This window comes from Streptococcus sp. UMB1203 (genome assembly GCF_030217725.1).
Lineage (GTDB): Bacteria > Bacillota > Bacilli > Lactobacillales > Streptococcaceae > Streptococcus.
Genome location: NZ_JASOOK010000009.1, coordinates 23,329 through 45,134 on the forward strand (window position 1 = coordinate 23,329; position 21,806 = coordinate 45,134).

Sequence of the window (21,806 nt, forward strand, 5' to 3'; positions counted from 1 at the left end):
ATTAACTTTACAAATTTCCAATATTTTGGTAAAATAAACATATGTTACAAAAACTAACATGAAGGAGAAAGAAGATGACTACAAAAAAGCGTGTACTTAGTGCAGGCCTGACTTTTGCGGCTGCTTTGCTTTTAGCTGCTTGCGGACAATCAGGTTCAGATACAAAAACTTACTCATCAACCTTTAGTGGAAACCCAACTACATTTAATTATTTATTAGACTACTACGCTGATAATACAGCTATTATTACTAACCTAGTTGATGGTTTGCTTGAAAATGACAATCACGGAAACTTAGTTCCGTCTTTGGCAGAAGACTGGTCTGTTTCAAGCGACGGTCTGACTTATACCTATAAACTGAGAAAAGATGCCAAATGGTTCACGGCTGACGGTGAAGAGTACGCCCCAGTTAAGGCACAGGATTTTGTGACAGGGATAAAGTACGCAGTGGACAATAAATCACAGGCCATTGACTTGATTCAAAATTCGATCAAGGGCTTGAATGATTATATTACAGGAGCGGATTCTGACTTTTCTAAGGTTGGGGTGAAGGCAATCGACGACCAGACTGTTGAGTATACTTTGTCACGCCCAGAACCTTACTGGAACTCAAAAACAACCAACAGTATTCTTTTCCCGGTAAATGAAGAGTTTTTAAACTCAAAAGGGAAAGATTTTGGTACTCTATCTCCAGATAGCATTCTTTACAGTGGACCTTATTTGTTAAAAGATTTCACATCAAAATCATCGATCGAGTATGTGAAAAATCCGCATTACTATGATCATGACAAAGTATCAATTGAACACGTGAAATTGGCTTATTTTGATGGTTCAGACCAAGAATTGACTATCCGTAACTTTGAAAGTGGAGCCTATTCAATCGCTGGGGTTTATCCAAATAGTTCTAACTTTGCTAAGACCAAGGAAAAATATAAGGATAATATCGTTTATAGCTTGCAGGACAAGACTTCTTGGTACTTCAATTTCAACGTTAACCGTAAGGCTTACAACCATACGTCTAAAACGACAGATGAGCAGAAAAAATCAACTGAGACAGCTGTCTTGAACAAGAACTTCCGTCAAGCGGTGAACTTTGCCTTGGATCGTGCAGCTTATTCTGCCCAGTCAAATGGGGAAGAAGCAGCTAGTAAGACCCTTCGTAACACCCTAGTACCTCCTACATTTGTCCAAGTGGGAGACAAGACCTTTGGAGAAGTAGTCGCTTCTAAATTGGTCAACTATGGCACAGAATGGTCAGGTATTAACTTGGCAGATGCTCAGGATGCCTACTTTAACAAAGAAAAAGCCCAAGCAAAATTTGCAGAAGCTAAAAAAGAATTGGCAAGTCAAGGTGTGACTTTCCCTATTCACTTGGATGTAGCCGTTGATCAGACAAGTAAAAATGCTGTGACAGGCATGAACTCTGTTAAGCAGACCCTTGAGTCAGTTTTAGGTGCTGATAATATTGTTATTGATGTTCAGCAACTATCAACGGATGATTTTAATAACGTAGCCTTCTTGGCGCCGACTCCAGCTGATCGAGACTACGATTTGAACTTTGATGGTTGGGTAGGTGATTACCAAGATCCGTCAACTTATCTCAATCCTTTCAATGCAGAGGATGGATTCTACCTCAAGATCTTTGGTCTAGATGCTCAGGAAGATAAATCGAAAATTGCTAGTCTGGGTCTCGATACTTACACCAAGATGCTCAAAGATGCAGATAGTGAAAATAAAGATGTAGCCAAACGCTATGAAAAATATGCTGAAGCACAGGCTTGGATGATTGACAATTCTCTGATCATGTCAGCTATGTCAAGTGGTGGAACAGCTTCTGTGACCAGAGTAACACCATTTACAAGAGGGTATTCATTGGTCGGCATCAAGGGTGATGGCAATAACTACAAGTATATGAAACTGCAAAAAGATACTGTGACAACTAAACAGTATGAAGAAGCGAAGACCAAATGGGAGCAAGAAAGCAAAAAAGCAATCGAAAAAGCCCAAAAAGAAGCAGAAAATCATGTTAAATAATGATGAGCGAGGTTCCGTAAGGAACCTCGTTTTGATATTTATATAGTAAGTTTATTGATGTAATTGTTTGCAAGTGAAAAGTAATGTTTCGGAAAGAAGATGAAAACGCCTTACCTAAGTGGATTTACCCCACAAGTGTATTTTTTTATGATATAATGAAATGAAATAAAATTGATAATAGAGGTATATCGTGAGTAGATCTTCAAAGAGAGCTCGTCAGGGTAAAACAAAGATTATGATTAGTTGGGGGTTGCTAGCTGTCTATGCAGTACTAGCAGTCTTTTTGTTGTTTTTGATTTTCAAGTACAATATGCTAGCCTTCCGATATCTCAATATAGTAGTTACCTTCTTAATTGTGGCCTTAGCCATCTTGTGTTTCTTTTTAATTCGGTCCAGGAAAGTTAAAAATCTGACACTGATTTTATTATTACTGGGTATTTTGATTAATGGTACTTCTCTCTTTGCTGTAGGGCAGTTCATTGGATTTACCAGTCGCCTGAATGCGACATCTAACTACTCAAATTATTCGATGAGTATTGCGGTGTTGGCAGATAGTTCAATTGATAATATCAGTCAGGTAACTAGTGTAACGGGACCGACTGGGACGGATAAGGATAATATCCAACAGTTGATGAATGATCTGAAAGCTAGTCAAAATAAGGAATTGACAGTTGAAGAAAGTAGCTCCTATCTTGCGGCCTATAAGAGCTTGCTAGCCGGTGATACAAAGGCAATCATTCTAAACAGTGTCTTTGAAAATATTATCGAATCAGAATATCCTGACTATGCTTCAAAAATTAAGAAAATCTATACCAAAGAATTGACTAAGACGGTTGAAACTCCAAAAGATGTCAAAGGTGACAGTTTCAATGTTTATATCAGTGGAATTGATACTTACGGTCCCATCAGTTCAGTTTCTCGATCGGATGTCAATATCATTATGACAGTGAATCGCGAAACGAAAAAGATTCTCTTAACAACAACCCCTCGTGATTCCTATGTCCCAATTGCAGATGGTGGGAACAACCAAAAAGATAAGTTGACCCATGCAGGTATTTATGGAGTAGATGCTTCCATTCATACACTGGAAAATCTCTACGGTATTGATTTAAACTACTACGCTCGTTTGAATTTCACATCTTTCTTGAAATTGATTGATCTTCTTGGTGGAGTTGATGTCTATAATGATCAGGATTTCACATCATTACATGGTAAGTTTCATTTCCCTATAGGGAATGTTCATCTTGATTCGGAGCAAGCTCTTGGCTTTGTGCGTGAGCGCTATTCTCTGGCAGATGGAGATCGGGATCGTGGTCGTAACCAGCAAAAGGTCATTGTTGCCATACTGCAAAAATTAACCTCTACAGAAGCTTTGAAAAATTATGACAGTATCATAAAAGGGCTGCAAGATTCGATTCAAACCAATATGCCGCTTGAAACCATGATGAATTTGGTTAATGCCCAACTTGAAAGTGGTGGAACTTATAAGATCAATTCGCAAGATCTTAAAGGGACAGGGCATATGGATTTACCATCCTATGCCATGCCTGATAGTAACCTCTACATGATGGAGATAAGTGATAGCAGTTTAGAGTCAGCCAAGGCTGCAATCAATGATGTGATGGAAGGGAAATAAGAAAAATGATTGATATTCATTCGCATATTGTATTTGGTGTGGATGATGGTCCAAAATCTAAGCAAGAAAGCAAGGCGCTTTTGACAGAAGCTTATAGGCAAGGGGTAAGGACTATTGTATCGACATCGCATAGACGAAAAGGAATGTTTGAAACTCCTGAGGAGACAATAGAAACAAACTTCCAAGAAGTTAAGGAACTAGCCAAGGAAGTGGCTCCAGATTTGACCATTCTCTATGGAGCAGAAATTTATTATACCCATGATGTGCTTGAGAAGTTAGAAAAACAGGTGATTCCAAGTCTTAATGGGACACGCTATGCTCTCATTGAGTTTAGTATGGCGACTCCTTATCGGGAAATCCATACTGCTTTGAGCAATGTTCTCATGCTTGGGGTAACGCCTGTAGTTGCCCACATTGAACGTTATCATGAATTAGAAAATAACGAAAAACGGGTAAAAGAGTTGATTGATATGGGTTGCTACACTCAAATCAATAGTTCAAGTATTTTAAAACCAAAGTTATTTGGGGATAAATATAAATTTATGAAGAAACGAGCTCGCTATTTTCTAGAGCGTGACTTGGTACATTTTGTTGCTAGTGATATGCACAATTTAGACCAAAGACCGCCTTACATGAAAGAAGCTTATGAGATCGTCTCAAAACAATACGGTGAAAGAAAGGCGAGAGAATTATTTATCGAAAATCCTCGCTTTATCTTGGCAGATCAAATTATTTAGGAGTTGACATGAAAGAAAATAAAGAAATCGGAATTGATGTTGTTCAATTATTTAAAATCCTTTGGAAGAAGAAACTCGCTATCATACTAACTGCGGTTGTGACAGCGTTACTTGCATTTGGCTTGAGTAGTTTTGTGTTGAAACCGGAATATGCTAGTACAACACGAATCTATGTTGTTAGTCGCAATCAATCTGAAAATACAGGGTTGACGAATCAGGATTTGCAGGCAGGTACCTATCTTGTAAAAGACTATAAGGAAATTATCCTTTCGCAAGATGTACTGGAAAAAGTTATTTCAAATCTAAAATTAGAGAAAACAGTTAAAGAACTAACTAAGAAAATTCAGGTGACAGTACCGGTAGATACTCGTATCGTATCGATCGTTGTTAAGGATGATCAACCAGAAGAAGCAAGTCGTATCGCAAATGCTCTTCGTGAAGTGGCAGCTGAAAAAATCATTAAGGTAACTCGTGTATCTGATGTAACAACATTAGAGGAAGCTAGACCAGCAATAACACCATCTTCACCTAATATTCGTCGAAATACTGCGCTTGCTTTCCTAGTAGGTGGAGCAGTGATGGTTGTTGCAGTCGTATTGCTTGAATTATTGGACGATCGTGTCAAACGACCAGAAGATGTCGAAGAAGTCATGCAGGTTGCACTTTTAGGAATTGTTCCAGATTTGGATAAGTTAAAGTAAGGGAGAAAATATGCCAACATTAGAAATCTCAAAAAAGCGTTTAGATTTTGCTAAAAAAGCTGAAGAACACTATAATGCTTTGCGTACCAATATTCAATTGAGTGGTGATAATTTGAAAGTTCTTGCTATTTCATCTGTCAAACCTGGTGAAGGGAAATCTACAACGTCAACTAATATAGCCTGGGCTTTCGCGCGTGCAGGCTATAAAACATTGATAGTTGATGCGGATATCCGTAATTCAGTTATGTCTGGTGTTTTCAAGTCAAGGGAAAAAATTACTGGGTTAACTGACTTCTTAGCTGGAACTACTGATCTTTCAAATGGTCTCTGTGATACCAATATTGATAACCTATTTGTTATTCAGGCAGGACCGATATCACCTAACCCAACAGCCCTCCTGCAGAGTGAAAATTTCCACACCATGATTGATACCCTGCGCAAGTATTTTGACTATGTCATTGTAGATACTACACCGATTGGGATGGTTATTGACGCTGCTATCATTACACAAAAATGTGACGCTTCTATCTTAGTAACTGCGGCTGGAGAGACAAAACGTCGTGATGTCTTAAAGGCGAAGGAACAGTTAGAACAAACAGGAACTCCTTTTTTAGGTGTAGTTCTAAATAAATTTAACACCGAAGTTGAAAAATATGGAGCTTATGGTGGTTATGGAGCCTATGGAGCCTATGGTTCCTACGGAAATTATGGGAAAAAGAAGTAGGTAGAGTTACCTAGGAGGTAGTTTTGAGAGAAGTATCAAATATTCGAAAATTAGAGATTCTCATAATACAACTGTTTCCAATTTATCTGATACCTTTTGTATTGAATATCCATGAACATATACTATTTCTAATGGTTGTTCATGTCATTTCTTACTATGTCAGTGATTATAGTAAGAATTTCAAATATCGGAGTATAGCAGAAGAACTGATACAGACAATAAAGTACGAATTGGTCTATCTGTTATTAGCTATTGTTGTTTTTCCATTGTTAGCACCCGACTTACCTGATTTAAGCATCTACAATTTATTGTGGATTATAGGGGTAAATACGCTTTTTATCCTAGTACTTAATTTCTTCACTCGTAAGGTTTGGAAGTTCTTTTCTCGCAAAAAAAAATATACTCAACGTATCTTGCTAGTAACTACGCGTGCACGAGTTGGTAGAGTACTAAATCAACTTTCTACTTATGAGTATGGCTATGTTTCATCTGTTTGTATTGTAGATGATGAGCCTTTTGAAGCTTCTAATTTTACAGTCGTTACGTTGGATAATCTAGTAACCTATGCTACGAGATCAGTAGTAGATCAAGTGGTGATTAATCTCCCAAGTGAAAATTTTTTAATTGCAGATTTTGTTTCTCAATTTGAAACAATGGGCTTACCAGTAGCTGTCAATATAGCGGCTTTAGAATTTGTAACCAATAGTGAAAAAGCGATTCAACGTTTTGGGAATTCTAGTGTGGTTAATTTTTCAACAACCTTTTATCGTTCTAGTGATGTTGCTTTAAAACGAATGATGGATATAATCGGATCCTTATTTGGTTTAGTGATTTGTGGTATAGTGTCTATTTTTCTTGTTCCTCTGATAAAAAGAGATGGAGGTCCTGCTATTTTTGCCCAAGATAGGGTTGGTAGAAATGGACGAGTATTTAAATTTTACAAATTCCGCTCCATGAGAGTAGATGCGGAGGAAATCAAGAAAGACTTGATGAGTCAGAACCAGATGCAGGGTGGAATGTTTAAAATTGAAAATGATCCACGTGTGACAAAGATTGGGCACTTTATTAGAAAGACGAGTTTAGATGAACTGCCACAATTTTGGAATGTTTTAAAAGGCGATATGAGTTTAGTTGGTACTAGACCACCAACCTTAGATGAATACATGAAGTATACACCCGAACAAAAACGTCGTCTCAGTTTTAAACCTGGAATCACAGGCCTTTGGCAGATTAGCGGTAGAAGTAATATTACAAACTTCGATGATGTAGTAAAATTAGACGTTACTTATTTAGATGGCTGGACAATTTGGAAAGATATAGAAATTCTAATAAAAACAGTTAAGGTTGTATTGATAAAAGATGGAGCGAAGTAATTTTTGTTTTATTATAAAATAAAGTAGGAGTGATATGAGAAAAGCAGTTTATATCATTGGTTCAAAAGGAATTCCTGCCAAATATGGAGGGTTTGAAACCTTTGTTGAAAAATTAACCGAATACCAAAAAGACAGCAACATACAATATTATGTTGCTTGTATGCGTGAAAATTCAGCCAAGTCTGGTATCACGGAAGACCGGTTTGAGCATAATGGAGCCATTTGTTTCAATGTTGATGTGCCTAATATCGGACCAGCCCGCGCCATCGCTTACGATATTGCAGCAGTCAACAAGGCTATTGAAATGGCTAAGGAAAACAAGGACGAAGCTCCCATTTTTTACATTCTAGCTTGTCGTATTGGTCCTTTTATTTCAAGAATTAAGAGAAAAATTCGAGCTATTGGGGGCACCTTGCTTGTGAATCCAGATGGCCATGAATGGTTGCGAGCAAAGTGGAGCCTGCCAGTTCGTAAGTACTGGAAATTTTCAGAGCAACTCATGGTCAAGCATGCTGATTTACTGGTATGTGATAGCAAAAATATCGAAAAATATATCAAAGAGGATTATAAACAGTATCAACCAGAGACCACCTATATTGCCTATGGTACTGATACTGCTCCTTCAAACCTGAAAGCAGAAGATACAAAGGTTCGGAACTGGTATCAGGAAAAAGGAATTAACGAAAATGGTTATTATCTAGTGGTGGGACGATTCGTCCCTGAAAACAACTACGAAACCATGATTCGTGAATTTATCAAGTCCAAGTCCAAGAAGGACTTTGTCCTCATCACAAATGTAGAGCAGAATAAATTTTACGATCAATTGTTACAGGATACTGGTTTTGACAAAGATACTAGGGTCAAATTTGTTGGTACAGTCTATGACCAAGAGTTGCTCAAGTACATTCGTGAAAATGCTTTTGCCTATTTCCATGGGCATGAGGTTGGGGGGACAAACCCTTCTCTACTAGAAGCTCTAGCATCAACAAAACTGAATTTGTTGCTAGATGTTGGTTTTAACCGAGAAGTTGGGGAGCAAAGTGCGATTTATTGGAAAAAAGATGAGCTTTCACAAGTAATCGAGAAAGTTGAACAATTCGATGCAAAAATGATTGATGAGTTAGATAGACAATCAAATCAGAGAATTGCGGATGCTTTCACTTGGAAAAAGATTGTTACAGACTACGAGAAATTATTTAAAGGTTAGAAATGCAGAAAATTTTATATCTCCACGCTGGTGCCGAAATGTATGGCGCTGACAAGGTTTTGTTGGAGCTTATTAAAGGTTTGAATAAAGACGAATTTGAAGTACACATTATTTTACCCAATGATGGTGTCTTAGTTGGTGCATTGGAGAGTGTTGGTGCTAAAGTTAGAGTTATCGATTATCCAATCTTGCGTCGTAAATATTTTAATCCTAAGGGAATTCTTGAGTATTTTGGCTCTTATAATCGTTATTCAAAGCAAATTGCTAAATATGCTAAGGATAATGACATTACTCTTATTCACAACAATACGACTGCGGTACTTGAGGGTATTTATCTCAAACGTAAGTTGAAATTACCTTTGATTTGGCATGTGCATGAAATTATTGTTAAACCAAAAGCAATCTCTGATTTTATCAACTTTTTGATGGGGCGTTATGCGGATACGATTGTGACAGTTTCAAATGCTGTTGCCAACCACGTCAAGCAGTCTCGCTTTGTAAAAAATGACCAAGTTCAAGTCATATATAATGGTGTTGATAATGCCGTCTATCATGAAATGGATGCTAGTGCAGTTCGTGACCAGTTTGGTATTGCACAGGATGCTTTGGTTATCGGAATGGTTGGTCGAGTGAATGCATGGAAAGGTCAAGGCGACTTCTTAGAAGCCGTGACTCCAATCTTAAAAGCTAATCCAAAAGCAGTAGCCTTTCTGGCAGGGAGTGCTTTTGAAGGTGAAGAATGGCGAGTTGATGAGCTAGAGAAGGTTATATCAGACTCACCAGTAGCTGGACAAATCAAACGTATCGATTATTATAGCAAGACAACAGAGCTCTATAATATGTTTGATATCTTTGTCTTGCCAAGTACCAATCCAGATCCTCTACCAACTGTGGTTCTCGAATCAATGGCTTGTGGCAAACCTGTAGTCGGCTACCGTCATGGTGGTGTCTGTGAAATGGTTAAGGAAGATGAAAACGGTCTTCTTGCCACACCAAATCAGCCTGCAGAGTTGTCTAAAACTATTCAAGAATTGGCTGATAACACCGAGAAGAGAGAGCAATTTGGCAAGGCTTCTGTCAAACGCCAAAAAGAACTCTTTTCATTACAAAGTTATATTCGTAATTTCTCAGAGTTATATAAGAAGTACTAATATGAACAGCGAAACACTAAAAAATAAATTAAAACCTATCGTTTATCCAATTATTAATTTTATTCCTAGACGAAGGCTCAAGAATAAAAATTTCACTATCATTAGTGATAATTGTTGGGCTGGGAAAGTTTATCAGGAGTTGGGCTTGCCTTATCAAACACCATTTGTAGGGATGTTTCTCTTTTCGCCTGATTACATCAAAATGCTCAAGAATTTAAAACACTATTTGAGTGGAGACATCCCCTTGAAATTTGTTAAGGAATCAAAATATATCAAAGACTTTGATAATGCTTATCCACTTGCACTTCTTGATGATATTGAACTTCATTTTTTGCATTATGCAGATGAAGAAGAAGCTACTCAAAAATGGAATCGCCGTTTAAAGAGAATGCATTGGGATAATCTATATTTCAAGTTCAATGATAATGATGCCTGTACCTATGAGTTGATGAAAGAGTTTGAAGAGCTTCCATACAAGAGTAAGGTGATTTTCTCTTCGAAGAATTATAGTGACCTACCTTCGTTGGTCCACTTTAAATCAGCTGAGAAGCAAGGCCATGTGGGTATCGATTTAAAAACTTACCACCGCTATTTTAATGCTGTTACTTGGTTGAATAAGGGTGGGGAGGATTTAACTAAATGAAAAAGATAAGACTAATTATTCCATATTTCGGAAAACTTCCAAAGTTTTTCCCTTATTTTTTGTTGACTGCCAAACGTAATCAAAAGATTGATTTCTTAATTTATACGGATCAAAAGGTTGACCAATTTGAAATTTTAAATGCTAAAAATATAGAATTTGTAACTCTTTCTTTTGATGAGTTAAGAGAAAAAGTCCAGTCTAAGTTTGATTTTAAAATTTCTCTCAAAACACCTTACAAATTATGTGACTATAGGGTTGCTTACGGGCTTATTTTTGAAAAAGAATTAAAAGAGTATGATTACTGGGGATTTTGTGATACAGATGTCTTACTTGGTGATATTTATCAATTTCTGGAAAAGCATAGCTTTTTTGAGAATGATTATGCTCGATATGGTCTTTTTGGTCACCTCCAAATATTTAAAAATTCACAAGACGTTAATCATGTATTCATGTCTGGTAGAGGTTTAAACTATCGATTAGATTATCATAATGTCTTCACTAATGAGCAAACTTTTATTTTTGATGAGGCAGATGGTATCCAAAAGATTTTTGAAAAAAATAATTTCAAACAACTGCAAGATAAATTCTTTCATGATATCGATATTAGTCATTTCTCATTTCGAGAATATGGTGAAAATGAACCTAAACGCTATTATTTTTGGTCAGAAAAGAATGGACTTGAAAGTATTGAAATTAAAGACAATAAGCTAGTCGTTAAACATCCATTATATGCACATTTCCAAAAAAGGACGATTGAATGTCCAGAGTTTGAGGTTGTCGATTCATTTTATGTTATACCTAACCGACTAGTCGTTGGAGATAAAATTTCTATACAAGAGATTGAAAAAGTAACAAATAATAGATTTTATTGGGAATATGTTAAGTCAACATTTTTAAAGAAGTTTAAGAGAGAAAAGTGGACATTAGGTTTTATTCGACATAAGTTAAGGATGAAGAGTAAATGAATAATATAGATTTGAGCATTATTGTTCCAGTATATAATGTTGAAGATTATTTAAGAAGGGGTCTAGATTCAATACTTTTGCAACCATCATCAATCACATATGAAATTCTGCTAATTAATGATGGTTCAAGTGATAAAAGTGGTGCGATTTGTGATGAGTACCAAAGTAATTTTTCAAATGTTTTTGTTAGTCACATCGAAAATAACGGAGTGGCAGAAGCTAGGAATTTAGGTATTTCTTTATCGAAGGGAAATTATTTATATTTTATGGATCCGGATGATTTTTTGTCAGATAATTTCTTTGAGAAGATTTCTTCTAATTTAAAACAAAAATGGGATGTTCTTAGTTTTGGCTACAATGAAATTAAAGAAAATAGGAATACTGTATTGTCTTGTCGCCCTCATTTTTATACACATTGTGGTCTTCTTGGAAAGAATGAATTTAGAAATGAATTTATAGAATTATTCAAAACTGATATGATGTATAATGTTTGGTCGAGAATCTATAACAAGACATTTATTTTAAAGCATGATATTAGGTTTCCTAATAAACAAATAGGAGAAGATACTTTATTCAATTTTCAAGTTTATCGACATTTAAATACTATTTTATTTATTGATTCGATACTCTATAATTATATTGCTGGTAGAAGTGGTTCAGCATTGACCAGTTTTCATCCTAGGAGAATTGAAATTCAATTAGATGAACTTCAAGAATTGCAAAAATTACTAAAACAATTCCAAATTGAAGATGAAACACTAATTCAAGAAATTAAGACTAAAATAGTTGTCAGTGCAGCTTTTCAAATTTCAAATTTAAAGTTGAGAAGACAAAAAAAAATAGAATTATTACAATCTTTAGTTGATAATGAGGCATTTGAAAGTATTTTTTTGAATAATGGAGAGCAAATTATTGGATCTTATAAGGAGTTGTTGAGACAAAGAAACTTTTCTTTATTTCTTCGGAGATTGAGCATTGATCTTCTCACCAGAAAAAAATTTCAGATCGTTATATTTATTGAAAAAATGAAAATGAATCCAATCTTACGCAAGATTGCTTTTAAATAATTCTGGCTATAAGCATTAACAGTAAAAAGGATATTATGTTAAAAATTAAATTTGAGAACCTTTTGGTTATTTTTGTACTGACCATAATTACTGGATATGATACTATTATGACTACAATGTTGAATAGGTCACTACCTAATATTCCTGTGGTTTTATTAATATGTGTAGTTTTATTATTGATTTTTAGATTTTTATTTATAAAAAAATTTAGTTCATTTTATATTGTATCGAGTATCTTGTTGATACTGACAAGTATTATAGTATTTTTACGTACAGGTGGGACCAATTTTCTTCTTTATTCATTGTTGATTATACTATTGTACCAAGTAGATGTTGATGTAGTTTTGAAAACATATGTGGGTGTATCAGGTACAATTGTTTTGTTAATCTTTCTACTTTCAATTTTAGGAGTAGTATCTAATTTACAATTTGCTCAAATCCGCTCCTCTAGTTTAGTAGTTAGAAATTCATTTGGATTTATTTATCCAACTGATTTTGCTTCTCACTGTTTTTATCTATTTATTGCTTGGGGTTACTTACTTAGAGAAAAATATATATTTTTGAGAACGATTGTAGGATTATCTTTAGCATTTTTTATACTAAAATTTTGTGATGCGCGACTAAATGTATTATCTATACTTGCTGCAACTTTGATTTTCATAATCATGTATTACACTAAAGAAAGAAAATATAGAGTATACAGTATAATGCCATATTTTGCTCTTATTTTTTCTGCTTTCATGTTTTATGTTTCCTACTTTTTCACATGGTCTTCTTCGTTCTATGTGAATTTAAATAATCTGTTTAGTATGAGATTGTTTTTAGGTAAAAATGCACTGAATACATATGGTTTACCTTTATTTGGTAAAGCTGGAGTAAAGTTTATTGGCTATGGTGGGACCACCGAGTCGGTTCACAGTTATAACTATGTGGATTCATCTTATATCCAAATGTTATTTTATTATGGATTAATTCCTGTTGTATTGCTAGTATTGATTTATGTGTTTGCTTCAAAAAAAATTCATAATCAAAAAAAATATTTATTTCTATCCCTGTTATCTCTTATTACAATTAACTGTATGATTGAAGCTTTCTGGATAAGACCAGGATACAATATTTTTATGTTTACTATTTTTGCTAATTTGTATGATGTTCAAAATAAGGAAATAAGAGAATTGTAAAACTATGAAAGTTCTAAAAAATTATGCTTATAATCTTTCTTATCAGCTATTACTCATAATACTGCCTATCATCACAACTCCATACGTTACGAGAGTATTTTCTTCAGATGATTTAGGAACCTATAGCTTCTTCAATTCCATTGTTGCCTATTTTGTTTTGTTAGCTGCTTTAGGAGTAGCCAACTATGGGACAAAGGAGATTTCTGGTAATCGAACAATAATTCGTAAGAATTTTTGGGGAATTTATACTTTACAGCTAGGGGCAGCTATTTGTTCTTTTGTACTGTATGTTTTGTTATGCCTGACTTTACCTGCTATGAAAAATCCTGTGGCCTATATTCTAGGTTTTAGTTTGCTTTCTAAAGCTCTAGATATTTCTTGGTTATTTCAAGGTTTAGAGGATTTTCGAAAGATTACAGTAAGAAATATTACTGTGAAATTAGCTGGTGTTATTTCTATCTTTCTATTCATAAGATCAGCAAACGACCTATATTTATATGTTTTTTTTCTGACGACTTTTGAATTGTTGGGACAATTAAGTATGTGGATACCAGCAAGAGAGTTTATTGGTAAACCATACTTTGATTTAATGTATGCTAAAAGGCATTTGAAGCCAGTCATCTTATTGTTCTTACCTCAGATTGCTATATCGCTTTATGTAACATTAGATAGCACTATGCTTGGAGCTCTTGCTTCAACAAGAGATGTAGGTATTTATGACCAAGCTTTGAAACTTATTAATATTTTATTAACTCTAGTAACTTCATTGGGTAGTGTTATGTTACCACGAGTTTCAAATCTTTTATCCTCAGGAGATCATAAAGCAGTTAACAAGATGCATGAGATGTCATTTCTGATTTATAATTTGGTAATTTTCCCTATTATGGCAGGGATGTTAATCGTAAATGATGATTTTGTAAATTTTTTCCTGGGGCAAGATTTTCAAGAGGCACGTTATGCGATAGCAATTATGATTTTTAGAATGTTCTTTATTGGTTGGACCAATATCATGGGTATTCAAATCTTAATACCTCATAATAAGAATAAAGAGTTTATGCTGTCAACAACAATTCCTGCTATTGTTAGTGTGGGATTAAATTTTCTCTTGCTTCCAAAATTGGGCTATATAGGTGCTGCAATTGTGTCTGTCTTGACAGAGGCACTGGTCTGGGCAATACAGTTATTCTTTACTCGTTCTTATCTAAGAGATGTTCCGATTATAAAATCTATGATCAAAATTATGATTTCATCAGGATTGATGTATGGAATTCTATTTTTGCTAAAAGACTTATTTAGTTTACCGTCTATGTTAAATGTAGGACTTTCTACTATTTTGGGGACAATAATTTATATCAGTTTGATTTTGATTTTTAAGGTTATAAATTTACGAGATATACAACAACAATTATTCAGAAATAAAGGAGTGTAATATGTACGATTATCTAATCGTTGGTGCTGGTTTGTCTGGAGCAATTTTTGCTTATGAAGCAACCAAGCGTGGAAAAAAAGTAAAAGTTATTGATAAACGTGATCACATTGGAGGGAATATCTACTGTGAGAACGTAGAAGGTGTTAATGTTCATAAATATGGTGCACATATCTTCCATACTTCTAACAAGAAAGTCTGGGATTATGTTAATCAATTTGCTGAATTTAACAACTACATCAATTCGCCTGTAGCTAATTATAAGGGTAGCCTTTATAATCTACCTTTCAATATGAATACTTTCTATGCCATGTGGGGGACAAAAACTCCTCAAGAAGTCAAAGTTAAGATTGCTGAGCAAACGGCTCATATGAAGGACGTTGAACCTAAAAACTTGGAAGAGCAAGCTATTAAGTTGATCGGTCCAGATATTTATGAAAAGTTGATCAAAGGCTATACTGAAAAGCAATGGGGACGTTCTACGACTGACCTTCCACCGTTTATCATCAAACGTCTACCAGTTCGTTTAACCTTTGATAATAATTATTTTAACGATCGTTACCAAGGGATTCCAATTGGTGGCTATAATGTCATCATCGAAAATATGCTGAAGGATGTAGAAGTAGAACTTGGTATTGACTTTTTTGCCAATCGTCAGGAATTAGAAGCTTCTGCTGAAAAAGTTGTCTTTACAGGGATGATTGACCAATACTTCGATTACAAACATGGTGAATTAGAATATCGTAGTCTTCGTTTTGAGCATGAAGTTCTGGATGAAGAAAACTATCAAGGAAATGCAGTTGTCAACTATACAGAACGTGAAATTCCTTATACTCGCATTATTGAGCATAAACATTTTGAGTACGGTACACAAGATAAAACGGTTATTACTCGTGAATACCCAGCTGATTGGAAACGTGGAGATGAGCCTTATTATCCGATCAATGATGAGAGAAACAATGCTATGTTTGCTAAATATCAAGAAGAAGCAGCACAGAATGATAAGGTAATTTTCTGTGGACGTTTGGCCGATTATAAATACTACGACATGCATGTGGTCATTGAACGTGCCTTGAATGTTGTAGAAGAAGAGTTTTCACAATGACACAAGAAAAGATTGATATCGTTGTTCTCTGGGTAGATGGAAGTGATCCTAACTTTATTAAGGAAAAACAAAGAGTAACTAGTCAAAAGGAATCGTTAAATGTAGACGCAGATGGTGAACAGCGTTATCGTGAATATGGAATTTTTCAGTATTGGTTTCGTATGATTGAGAGACATGCGCCGTGGGTCAATAATATTTATTTAATTACGAATGGTCAAAAACCTAGTTGGCTGAATCTTAGTCATCCAAAGTTGAGATTTATATCACATAAGGAATTTATTCCAGCATCCTATCTTCCAACTTTTAATTCAGCGGCTATTGAGTTAAATCTTCATAGAATTGAAGGATTGTCTGAGAATTTTATTTATTTTAACGATGACATGTATTTGATAAAAGATGTAAAACCTTCAGATTTCTTCAAAAATAATCAACCGAAGCTTTTAGCAGTTTACGATGCTTTAGTTCCATGGTCGTCGTATACAAACACTTATCATAATAATGTTGAGTTAATTTATCGTCACTTCCCCAAAAAGCAAGCCTTAAAGTCTTCTCCTTGGAAATTTTTTAATTATAGATATGGTACTTTAATAATGAAGAATATCTTATTACTTCCCTGGGGGCCTACAGGATATGTAAATCAGCATCTTCCAGTTCCAATGAAAAAGAGCACTTTAGCTCATCTTTGGGAGATTGAGGAGGAGGTATTGGATAGAACATCACGGAATCAATTTAGAAATTATGGGATGGATGTGAATCAGTATATTTGTCAGCACTGGCAGATTGAAAGTAATGAGTTTTATCCGATTTCAAAGAATATGGGCGAATCAGTTGAGTTAAATCAAATCGATCAAATTATTAAAATTTTTGGAAATAAAAAGCGAAAACTACTGTGTGTGAATGATAATATTAATATTGATGAAAGAAGTATTATACTTTTCAAAAAATTATTAGAAGAACGCTATCCAGAAAAGTCATCTTTTGAAAAATGAAAGGTAAAATATGAAATACTACTTAAAAGAAGAATTTTTAAATGATGTTAACCAAAAAAATGCTGGCAATAAGGCACGTAATGATGTTGAAACTGTGTTAAATGAGTTGGGATATATCCCTTTAAGAGTATTGGTTGATGATTGGTATAAAATGAATGTACTCAAGGCACAGATACATAAATATCAAGCACTATCAAAAGCATTCAAGCTTTTAAAAAGAGGCGATGAGATTGTTATCCAATTTCCATTATTACACCATTCCTTACTATTTAGTAATTTACTAAAATCCATTAGAAAAAAAGGAGTTAAAACCTATTTTCTGATTCATGATTTAGAAACTTTACGTTTTGTAAATGATGAAACATTACCTTTTAGAATGAAATTACGTATGAAAGTTACGGAGGGATCTTCTTTACATTATGTAAATGGTATTATTGCTCATAATAAAGTAATGAAAGGAGTATTAGTCAATAAAGGAGTTCTTGGAGAAAAAATTACTAATTTAGAAATCTTTGATTATTTAATTCCAGATTTTATAGAAAAAACTAGTTTAAGAAAAGAACAACCAATAATTGTTGCAGGAAATTTATCACAAGATAAAGCAGCATATCTATACTCATTACCTGTAGAACCACAATTTAATTTATATGGTGTTGGATTTGATGAGTCTAGGAAGTTATCTAATGAAACCTACTTTGGTTCATTTCTTCCAGATGAACTTCCATCAGTATTGGAAGGAAGTTTTGGTTTAGTTTGGGATGGTGACAGTTCTGAGACTTGTAGTGGATTTTTTGGAGAGTATCTACGCTATAACAATTCTCATAAAGCGTCACTTTATTTGGCTTCTGGTTTCCCTATCATTGTTTGGAAGGAATCTGCTTTGTCTCATTTTGTCTTAAAGAATAATTGTGGTATCACAGTTGATTCTTTGTTTGACATACAAGAAACAATCAATAATATTTCGGAAGAAGAATATCAAGAGTTAGTAGAAAATGCACAAAAGGTAGGAAATAATATAAGATCAGGATATTATTTGAAAACAGCTTTAGAGAAACTAACTAAATAATTAGTTTAAATTCACTAAGTAATGTATCATTTGTCTCTGATTACTAATTAGAAAAATTCTAATTTAATATAGAAAGGTAGTTCGATTATGAAAGGTATTATCCTTGCAGGAGGTTCAGGAACTCGCTTGTATCCTTTGACTCGTGCTATATCCAAACAACTGATGCCGGTTTATGATAAACCCATGATTTATTATCCTCTATCGACACTCATGTTAGCTGGTATCAAAGATATTTTAATTATCTCTACTCCTCATGATTTACCTCGTTTTAAAGAGCTGCTTCAAGATGGTTCGGAGTTGGGAATTAATCTTTCTTATGCGGAACAACCTAGTCCAGATGGATTGGCCCAGGCCTTCATTATCGGTGAAAAATTTATTGGAAATGACAGTGTTGCCCTAATTTTAGGAGATAATATTTACTATGGTCCTGGTTTATCTAAAATGCTTCAGAAGGCTGCTAATAAGGAGAAAGGTGCAACTGTTTTTGGATATCAAGTTAAGGATCCTGAAAGATTTGGTGTTGTGGAATTTGATGAGGAGATGAATGCTGTTTCTATTGAGGAAAAACCAGAACATCCTCGTTCCAATTATGCAGTGACAGGCCTTTATTTCTATGATAATGATGTTGTAGAAATTTCAAAAAATATTAAACCAAGCCCTCGTGGTGAATTGGAAATTACAGACGTAAACAAAGCATATCTAGAACGTGGAGACTTATCAGTTGAGCTAATGGGGCGTGGTTTTGCTTGGTTAGATACTGGAACTCATGAAAGTTTATTAGAGGCGTCACAGTACATTGAGACGGTGCAACGGATGCAAAATGTTCAAGTGGCAAACTTAGAAGAGATTGCTTATCGTATGGGTTATATCAGCCGTGAGGATGTATTAAAGTTGGCGCAACCTCTTAAGAAAAATGAATACGGACAATATTTGCTCCGTTTGATTGGAGAAGCATAGGTGACAGATAATTTTTTCGGTAAGACGCTTGCGGTTCGTAAGGTCGAAGCTATTCCAGGTATGCTGGAGTTCGATATTCCCATTCATGGAGATAATCGTGGTTGGTTCAAAGAAAATTTCCAAAAGGAAAAAATGCTCCCTATTGGTTTCCCAGAGTATTTCTTTACAGAAGGAAAATTACAAAACAATGTATCTTTCTCACGTAAAAATGTTCTTCGTGGCTTGCATGCAGAACCTTGGGATAAGTACATCTCTGTAGCAGATGGTGGGAAGGTTCTGGGTTCTTGGGTTGATCTACGCGAGGGCGAAACTTTCGGAAATACTTATCAAACAGTAATTGATGCAAGTAAGGGAATCTTTGTTCCCCGTGGTGTGGCTAATGGATTTCAGGTTCTATCAGATACAGTCTCTTATAGCTATCTGGTCAACGATTATTGGGCATTAGATTTGAAACCTAAATATGCCTTTGTCAATTATGCAGATCCAGAATTAGGAATTGAGTGGGCCAATCTTGCTGAAGCAGAGGTTTCAGAAGCAGATAAAAATCATCCACTACTTAAGGATGTAAAACCTTTGAAAAAAGAAGATTTGTAAAAAAGGAAAGACTATGACTGAATACAAAAAAATTATCGTGACAGGTGGAGCAGGTTTTATCGGTTCTAACTTTGTTCATTATGTTTACAAGAACTTTCCAGATGTTCACGTGACAGTATTAGACAAGTTGACTTATGCTGGAAATCGCGCTAATATTGAAAAAATTTTAGGTGATCGTGTTGAGTTGGTTGTTGGAGATATTGCTGATGCGGAGTTGGTAGACAAGTTGGCTGTTCAAGCAGATGCTATCGTTCATTATGCAGCGGAAAGTCACAATGACAATTCACTGAATGATCCATCACCGTTTATACATACTAACTTCATCGGAACCTATACTCTTTTGGAAGCAGCTCGCAAATATAATATTCGCTTCCACCATGTGTCTACAGATGAAGTTTATGGGGATCTCCCTCTCCGTGAGGATTTGCCAGGATATGGTGAAGGTCCAGGTGAGAAATTTACTGCTGATACCAAATACAATCCTAGCTCTCCATACTCATCAACCAAGGCCGCTTCAGACTTGATTGTAAAAGCCTGGGTACGATCATTTGGTGTCAAGGCAACGATTTCTAACTGTTCAAATAACTACGGTCCTTATCAACACATTGAAAAATTCATCCCACGTCAGATTACCAACATCCTAAGTGGAATTAAGCCAAAACTTTATGGTGAAGGTAAGAATGTTCGTGACTGGATTCATACCAATGACCATTCTTCGGGAGTTTGGACAATCTTGACAAAAGGTCAAATCGGTGAAACTTACTTAATCGGGGCTGATGGTGAGAAGAATAACAAGGAAGTTTTGGAACTTATCCTTAAGGAAATGGGCCAAGATGCAGATGCCTATGATCATGTAACTGATCGTGCAGGACATGACCTCCGCTATGCAATTGACGCTAGTAAGCTCCGTGATGAATTAGGCTGGAAACCAGAATTCACTAATTTTGAATCTGGTCTCAAGGAAACAATCAAGTGGTATACAGATAACCAAGAATGGTGGAAAGCAGAGAAAGAAGCTGTTGAAGCCAATTATGCTAAAACTCAGGAGATTATCAAATTATAAAAAGCAGGAAATAGCTGCTTTTTATTGCTATAGTGGGAAGAGTTACAGATTAGAAAGGTGTAGAGATGATTTTAATTACAGGAGCAAAAGGCCAATTAGGAACTGAACTTCGTTATTTATTAGATGAGCGTAATGAAGAATACGTAGCAGTAGATGTGGCTGAGATGGATATTACAAATGAAGAAATGGTTGAGAAAGTTTTCGAAGAAGTTAAACCGACTTTAGTATACCACTGTGCTGCCTACACCGCTGTTGATGCAGCAGAGGATGAAGGGAAAGAATTAGACTTTGCTATCAATGTTACGGGGACAGAAAATGTCGCAAAAGCATCTGAAAAGCATGGTGCAACCCTAGTTTATATTTCCACCGACTATGTCTTTGACGGTAAGAAACCAGTTGGAGAAGAGTGGGAAGTTGATGATCGACCAGATCCACAGACAGAATATGGACGTACAAAGCGCATGGGAGAAGAGTTAGTTGAGAAGTATGTGTCTAATTTCTATATTATCCGTACTGCCTGGGTATTTGGAAATTACGGTAAAAACTTTGTTTTTACGATGCAAAACCTTGCGAAAACTCATAAGACATTAACGGTTGTAAATGACCAGCATGGTCGCCCAACTTGGACTCGTACCTTGGCTGAATTTATGACTTATCTAGCTGAAAATTGCAAGGAATTTGGTTACTATCATTTATCGAATGACGCAACAGAAGACACAACTTGGTATGATTTTGCAGTTGAAATTTTGAAAGATACAGATGTGGAAATCAAGCCAGTAGATTCAAGTCAATTTCCAGCAAAAGCTAAACGTCCGTTAAACTCAACAATGAGTCTGGCTAAAGCTAAAGCTACTGGATTTGTTATTCCAACTTGGCAAGATGCCTTGAAAGAATTTTATAAACAAGAAGTAAAAAGTGATATTAACTAATTTGAATCCTGGTCGTTAATGAACTCCCCACGAAAATAATAGATATAATATTCTCATGACAACAGCTTTGCAGTGTGTAAGAAATGAGTTAGATTAAAGAATTAAAACTGTTTCTCAGATGCTATTTACAAATATGATTAATAATTCCTTGACTACCTAATGTAGTTGAGGTATTTTTGATATTATTCATATTTTTGCAAATCTATTGTTTAAAAAATAATTTTCTAAAATTCTGAAAATTCTATTGACAGGACTTTAA

General features: G+C 35.1%; 20 protein-coding genes. All 20 read left to right on the top strand.

The window, feature by feature from the left end:
* Positions 1 to 74: 74 nt before the first annotated feature.
* The 20 genes from QP439_RS03650 to rfbD all read left to right on the top strand — a co-directional run bounded on the left by QP439_RS03650 (position 75) and on the right by rfbD (position 21,547).
* On the top strand, positions 75 to 2,033 hold the full coding sequence (locus QP439_RS03650) for a peptide ABC transporter substrate-binding protein (RefSeq protein ID WP_285387653.1): 1,959 nt from the start codon (positions 75 to 77) through the stop codon (positions 2,031 to 2,033).
* Between the two features lie 190 nt (positions 2,034 to 2,223).
* Positions 2,224 to 3,669 (top strand): LCP family glycopolymer transferase CpsA, encoded by a 1,446-nt coding sequence (cpsA, locus tag QP439_RS03655; protein WP_285387655.1) that lies wholly within the window; start codon positions 2,224 to 2,226, stop codon positions 3,667 to 3,669.
* A 5-nt stretch (positions 3,670 to 3,674) separates the two neighbouring features.
* Positions 3,675 to 4,406: a capsular polysaccharide biosynthesis protein Cps4B gene (gene cps4B / locus QP439_RS03660; RefSeq protein WP_285387657.1), complete on the top strand. Its 732-nt coding sequence runs from the start codon at positions 3,675 to 3,677 to the stop codon at positions 4,404 to 4,406.
* Between the two features lie 8 nt (positions 4,407 to 4,414).
* Positions 4,415 to 5,107, top strand: coding sequence for a CspC family polysaccharide chain length determinant protein (locus tag QP439_RS03665; RefSeq protein WP_000662188.1), 693 nt, complete (start codon positions 4,415 to 4,417; stop codon positions 5,105 to 5,107).
* 10 nt (positions 5,108 to 5,117) lie between these two features.
* Positions 5,118 to 5,831 (top strand): tyrosine-protein kinase, encoded by a 714-nt coding sequence (locus QP439_RS03670; RefSeq protein WP_285387659.1) that lies wholly within the window; start codon positions 5,118 to 5,120, stop codon positions 5,829 to 5,831.
* A 23-nt stretch (positions 5,832 to 5,854) separates the two neighbouring features.
* Positions 5,855 to 7,204, top strand: coding sequence for a sugar transferase (locus QP439_RS03675; RefSeq protein ID WP_285387661.1), 1,350 nt, complete (start codon positions 5,855 to 5,857; stop codon positions 7,202 to 7,204).
* Between the two features lie 34 nt (positions 7,205 to 7,238).
* Positions 7,239 to 8,411, top strand: coding sequence for a beta 1-4 rhamnosyltransferase Cps2T (gene cps2T, locus QP439_RS03680; RefSeq protein ID WP_285387662.1), 1,173 nt, complete (start codon positions 7,239 to 7,241; stop codon positions 8,409 to 8,411).
* Positions 8,412 to 8,413: 2 nt separating this feature from the next.
* Positions 8,414 to 9,562: a glycosyltransferase family 4 protein gene (locus QP439_RS03685; protein ID WP_285387663.1), complete on the top strand. Its 1,149-nt coding sequence runs from the start codon at positions 8,414 to 8,416 to the stop codon at positions 9,560 to 9,562.
* Between the two features lies 1 nt (position 9,563).
* The gene (locus QP439_RS03690) at positions 9,564 to 10,205 is read left to right on the top strand and encodes a DUF1919 domain-containing protein (RefSeq protein ID WP_049551048.1); all 642 of its coding nucleotides are present in this window, start codon (positions 9,564 to 9,566) and stop codon (positions 10,203 to 10,205) included.
* On the top strand, positions 10,202 to 11,170 hold the full coding sequence (locus QP439_RS03695; protein WP_285387666.1) for a DUF6625 family protein: 969 nt from the start codon (positions 10,202 to 10,204) through the stop codon (positions 11,168 to 11,170). Before QP439_RS03690 ends, QP439_RS03695 begins: the two co-directional genes overlap by 4 nt.
* Complete coding sequence (locus QP439_RS03700) at positions 11,167 to 12,237, top strand: glycosyltransferase family 2 protein (protein ID WP_285387669.1); 1,071 nt, start codon at positions 11,167 to 11,169, stop codon at positions 12,235 to 12,237. Before QP439_RS03695 ends, QP439_RS03700 begins: the two co-directional genes overlap by 4 nt.
* Positions 12,238 to 12,272: 35 nt before the next feature.
* Entirely contained in the window at positions 12,273 to 13,418 is a 1,146-nt protein-coding gene (locus tag QP439_RS03705) for a polysaccharide polymerase (RefSeq protein ID WP_285387671.1), read from the top strand.
* Between the two features lie 4 nt (positions 13,419 to 13,422).
* Positions 13,423 to 14,847, top strand: a complete 1,425-nt coding sequence (locus QP439_RS03710) for a flippase (protein WP_261121192.1) — start codon at positions 13,423 to 13,425, stop codon at positions 14,845 to 14,847.
* A gap of 1 nt (position 14,848) precedes the next feature.
* Entirely contained in the window at positions 14,849 to 15,949 is a 1,101-nt protein-coding gene (gene glf / locus QP439_RS03715; protein WP_285387675.1) for a UDP-galactopyranose mutase, read from the top strand.
* Entirely contained in the window at positions 15,946 to 16,938 is a 993-nt protein-coding gene (locus QP439_RS03720; RefSeq protein ID WP_261121193.1) for a stealth family protein, read from the top strand. The genes glf and QP439_RS03720 overlap by 4 nt, the downstream gene beginning before the upstream one ends.
* A gap of 10 nt (positions 16,939 to 16,948) precedes the next feature.
* Positions 16,949 to 18,004 carry a glycosyltransferase gene (locus QP439_RS03725; protein WP_285387678.1) on the top strand — a complete coding sequence of 352 codons (1,056 nt, stop codon included), beginning with the start codon at positions 16,949 to 16,951 and terminating at the stop codon, positions 18,002 to 18,004.
* Between the two features lie 87 nt (positions 18,005 to 18,091).
* Entirely contained in the window at positions 18,092 to 18,961 is an 870-nt protein-coding gene (gene rfbA / locus QP439_RS03730) for a glucose-1-phosphate thymidylyltransferase RfbA (RefSeq protein ID WP_000676151.1), read from the top strand.
* Entirely contained in the window at positions 18,962 to 19,555 is a 594-nt protein-coding gene (locus tag QP439_RS03735) for a dTDP-4-dehydrorhamnose 3,5-epimerase family protein (protein ID WP_285387682.1), read from the top strand.
* A gap of 13 nt (positions 19,556 to 19,568) precedes the next feature.
* Positions 19,569 to 20,618, top strand: a complete 1,050-nt coding sequence (gene rfbB / locus QP439_RS03740; RefSeq protein WP_049546750.1) for a dTDP-glucose 4,6-dehydratase — start codon at positions 19,569 to 19,571, stop codon at positions 20,616 to 20,618.
* A gap of 65 nt (positions 20,619 to 20,683) precedes the next feature.
* Positions 20,684 to 21,547, top strand: a complete 864-nt coding sequence (gene rfbD / locus QP439_RS03745; RefSeq protein ID WP_000600892.1) for a dTDP-4-dehydrorhamnose reductase — start codon at positions 20,684 to 20,686, stop codon at positions 21,545 to 21,547.
* Positions 21,548 to 21,806 lie beyond the last annotated feature (259 nt).

What these genes read in the sequence shown, in the direction of transcription:
- QP439_RS03650 (WP_285387653.1), top strand. Translation starts at nt 75, where the DNA reads ATGACTACAAAAAAGCGTGTACTTAGTGCAGGCCTGACTTTTGCGGCT.
- cps4B (WP_285387657.1), top strand. Translation starts at nt 3,675, where the DNA reads ATGATTGATATTCATTCGCATATTGTATTTGGTGTGGATGATGGTCCA.
- QP439_RS03665 (WP_000662188.1), top strand. Translation starts at nt 4,415, where the DNA reads ATGAAAGAAAATAAAGAAATCGGAATTGATGTTGTTCAATTATTTAAA.
- QP439_RS03670 (WP_285387659.1), top strand. Translation starts at nt 5,118, where the DNA reads ATGCCAACATTAGAAATCTCAAAAAAGCGTTTAGATTTTGCTAAAAAA.
- cps2T (WP_285387662.1), top strand. Translation starts at nt 7,239, where the DNA reads ATGAGAAAAGCAGTTTATATCATTGGTTCAAAAGGAATTCCTGCCAAA.
- QP439_RS03685 (WP_285387663.1), top strand. Translation starts at nt 8,414, where the DNA reads ATGCAGAAAATTTTATATCTCCACGCTGGTGCCGAAATGTATGGCGCT.
- QP439_RS03690 (WP_049551048.1), top strand. Translation starts at nt 9,564, where the DNA reads ATGAACAGCGAAACACTAAAAAATAAATTAAAACCTATCGTTTATCCA.
- QP439_RS03695 (WP_285387666.1), top strand. Translation starts at nt 10,202, where the DNA reads ATGAAAAAGATAAGACTAATTATTCCATATTTCGGAAAACTTCCAAAG.
- QP439_RS03700 (WP_285387669.1), top strand. Translation starts at nt 11,167, where the DNA reads ATGAATAATATAGATTTGAGCATTATTGTTCCAGTATATAATGTTGAA.
- QP439_RS03705 (WP_285387671.1), top strand. Translation starts at nt 12,273, where the DNA reads ATGTTAAAAATTAAATTTGAGAACCTTTTGGTTATTTTTGTACTGACC.
- QP439_RS03710 (WP_261121192.1), top strand. Translation starts at nt 13,423, where the DNA reads ATGAAAGTTCTAAAAAATTATGCTTATAATCTTTCTTATCAGCTATTA.
- glf (WP_285387675.1), top strand. Translation starts at nt 14,849, where the DNA reads ATGTACGATTATCTAATCGTTGGTGCTGGTTTGTCTGGAGCAATTTTT.
- QP439_RS03720 (WP_261121193.1), top strand. Translation starts at nt 15,946, where the DNA reads ATGACACAAGAAAAGATTGATATCGTTGTTCTCTGGGTAGATGGAAGT.
- QP439_RS03725 (WP_285387678.1), top strand. Translation starts at nt 16,949, where the DNA reads ATGAAATACTACTTAAAAGAAGAATTTTTAAATGATGTTAACCAAAAA.
- rfbA (WP_000676151.1), top strand. Translation starts at nt 18,092, where the DNA reads ATGAAAGGTATTATCCTTGCAGGAGGTTCAGGAACTCGCTTGTATCCT.
- rfbB (WP_049546750.1), top strand. Translation starts at nt 19,569, where the DNA reads ATGACTGAATACAAAAAAATTATCGTGACAGGTGGAGCAGGTTTTATC.
- rfbD (WP_000600892.1), top strand. Translation starts at nt 20,684, where the DNA reads ATGATTTTAATTACAGGAGCAAAAGGCCAATTAGGAACTGAACTTCGT.